2 protein-coding genes are annotated in these 2,549 nt (G+C 40.3%); both read right to left on the bottom strand.

Annotation, left to right across the window (positions count from 1 at the left end; translation table 11 throughout):
• Positions 1 to 460 precede the first annotated feature (460 nt).
• Entirely contained in the window at positions 461 to 649 is a 189-nt protein-coding gene (locus tag MW688_RS24405) for a hypothetical protein (protein WP_486738615.1), read from the bottom strand.
• A gap of 1,031 nt (positions 650 to 1,680) precedes the next feature.
• Positions 1,681 to 2,223: an REP-associated tyrosine transposase gene (locus tag MW688_RS24400; protein ID WP_486737549.1), complete on the bottom strand. Its 543-nt coding sequence runs from the start codon at positions 2,221 to 2,223 to the stop codon at positions 1,681 to 1,683.
• Positions 2,224 to 2,549: the final 326 nt, after the last annotated feature.

Genomic DNA, 2,549 nt, shown 5'->3' with positions numbered 1-2,549 from the left:
TCGCACTTACAGTAGGTTGGGTTGAAGAATCAAACCCAACAATCTCCATCTGAGAATGATATGTGTTGGGTTGCACTCTCGTTTAACCTAAATGCGATCGCACTTACAGTAGGTTGGGTTGAAGAATCAAACCCAACAATCTCCATCTGGGAATGATATGTGTTGGGTTGCACTGTCGTTTAACCCAACCTACCTTGATAATTTTCTCTAAATGCGATCGCACTTACAGTAGGTTGGGTTGAAGAATGAAACCCAACAATCTCCATCTGGGAATGATATGTGTTGGGTTGCACTGTCGTTTAACCCAACCTACTGATAATTTTCTCTAAATGCGATCGCATAGCTTGTAGGTTGGGTTGAAGAATCAAACCCAACAATCTCTATCTGAGAATGATATATGTTGGGTTGCACTCTCGTTTAACCCAACCTACCTTGATAATTTCTCTAAATGCGATCGCACTTACAGTAGCTTGGGTTGAAGAATCAAACCCAACAATCTCCATCTGGGAATGATATGTGTTGGGTTGCACTGTCGTTTAACCCAACCTACCTTGATAATTTCTCTAAATGCGATCGCACTTACAGTAGGTTGGGTTGAAGAATCAAACCCAACAATCTCCATCTGAGAATGATATGTGTTGGGTTGCACTCTCGTTTAACCTAAATGCGATCGCACTTACAGTAGGTTGGGTTGAAGAATGAAACCCAACAATCTCCATCTGGGAATGATATGTGTTGGGTTGCACTGTCGTTTAACCCAACCTACCTTGATAATTTCTCTAAATGCGATCGCATAGCTTGTAGGTTGGGTTGAAGAATGAAACCCAACAATCTCCATCTGAGAATGATATGTGTTGGGTTGCACTCTCGTTTAACCTAAATGCGATCGCATAGCTTGTAGGTTGGGTTGAAGAATCAAACCCAACAATCTCTATCTGAGAATGATATATGTTGGGTTGCACTCTCGTTTAACCCAACCTACTGATAATTTTCTCTAAATGCGATCGCACTTACAGTAGGTTGGGTTGAAGAATCAAACCCAACAATCTCCATCTGAGAATGATATGTGTTGGGTTGCACTCTCGTTTAACCTAAATGCGATCGCACTTACAGTAGCTTGGGTTGAAGAATCAAACCCAACAATCTCCATCTGGGAATGATATGTGTTGGGTTGCACTGTCGTTTAACCCAACCTACGTTGATCATTTTCTGCTAAGTGCGATCGCATATCTTGTCGGTTGGGTTGAAGAATCAAACCCAACAATCTCTATCTGAGAATGATATATGTTGGGTTGCACTCTCGTTTAACCCAACCTACCTTGATAATTTCTCTAAATGCGATCGCACTTACAGTAGGTTGGGTTGAAGAATGAAACCCAACAATCTCCATCTGAGAATGATATGTGTTGGGTTGCACTGTCGTTTAACCCAACCTACCTTGATAATTTTGTGTAAATGCGATCGCATAGCTTGTAGGTTGGGTTGAAGAATGAAACCCAACAATCTTTATCTGGGAATGGTATGTGTTGGGTTGCACTGTCGTTTAACCCAACCTACCTTGATAATTTTGTGTAAATGCGATCGCATATCTTGTCGGTTGGGTTGAAGAATGAAACCCAACAATCTCTATCTGGGAATGATATGTGTTGGGTTGCACTGTCGTTTAACCCAACCTACGGTTTATTCCAAGCCAATATTTTTATCAAATATTAACTGTTCCGAAGCACCCCACATCAAATCATACACTCCCGCTTCAAAATAACGGTGAAAACTCGAATATTGCCAATCCTTTGGGGCATAAACTAATCCATGATGAACGGGATTATAATGTATATATTCTAAATGATTAACAAAATCTTGATCATCTCTAATTTGATGCTCCCAAAATCGACGTTGCCAAATGGCCTTTTCACCCTTTTTTTGACGAGATGCGGTCATGTTCCCTTGATAAGAAACAGGACATTTACGACTAAAATAACTTTTAATTAACCGTACTCGTGTGGAAAAATCTGCATCATTTTCAGGTAATGTCCAAAGACAATGAAGATGATCAGGTAAAATTACAATAGCATCAATTTTAAAAGGATGTCGTCTAATCACATAGCGAAACGCTTCCCTGAGTAAATCTATATTTTCAGATTCATCCAAAATCGGGCGACGATGGTGGGTAACAAGGGTTAAAAAATAAGTTGTACCTGGAGTTTTTGCTCGACGATATTTCATTCTATTATAAAAAAACCCTGATATTGGTGTTGGGTTGCACTGTCGTTTAACCCAACCTACTGATAATTTTATCGCCGATGATCCCCTGTTTTCTAAATGCGATCGCACTTACAGTAGGTTGGGTTGAAGAATCAAACCCAACAATCTCCATCTGAGAATGATATGTGTTGGGTTGCACTCTCGTTTAACCTAAATGCGATCGCACTTACAGTAGGTTGGGTTGAAGAATCAAACCCAACAATCTCCATCTGAGAATGATATGTGTTGGGTTGCACTCTCGTTTAACCTAAATGCGATCGCACTTACAGTAGGTTGGGTTGAAGAAT

This window comes from Johannesbaptistia floridana, assembly GCF_057440575.1.
Note: the sequence above shows the minus strand (reverse complement) of the source record. Positions and strands in the feature narration are given on the sequence as shown.

What these genes read in the sequence shown, in the direction of transcription:
- MW688_RS24400 (WP_486737549.1), bottom strand. Translation starts at nt 2,223, where the DNA reads ATGAAATATCGTCGAGCAAAAACTCCAGGTACAACTTATTTTTTAACC.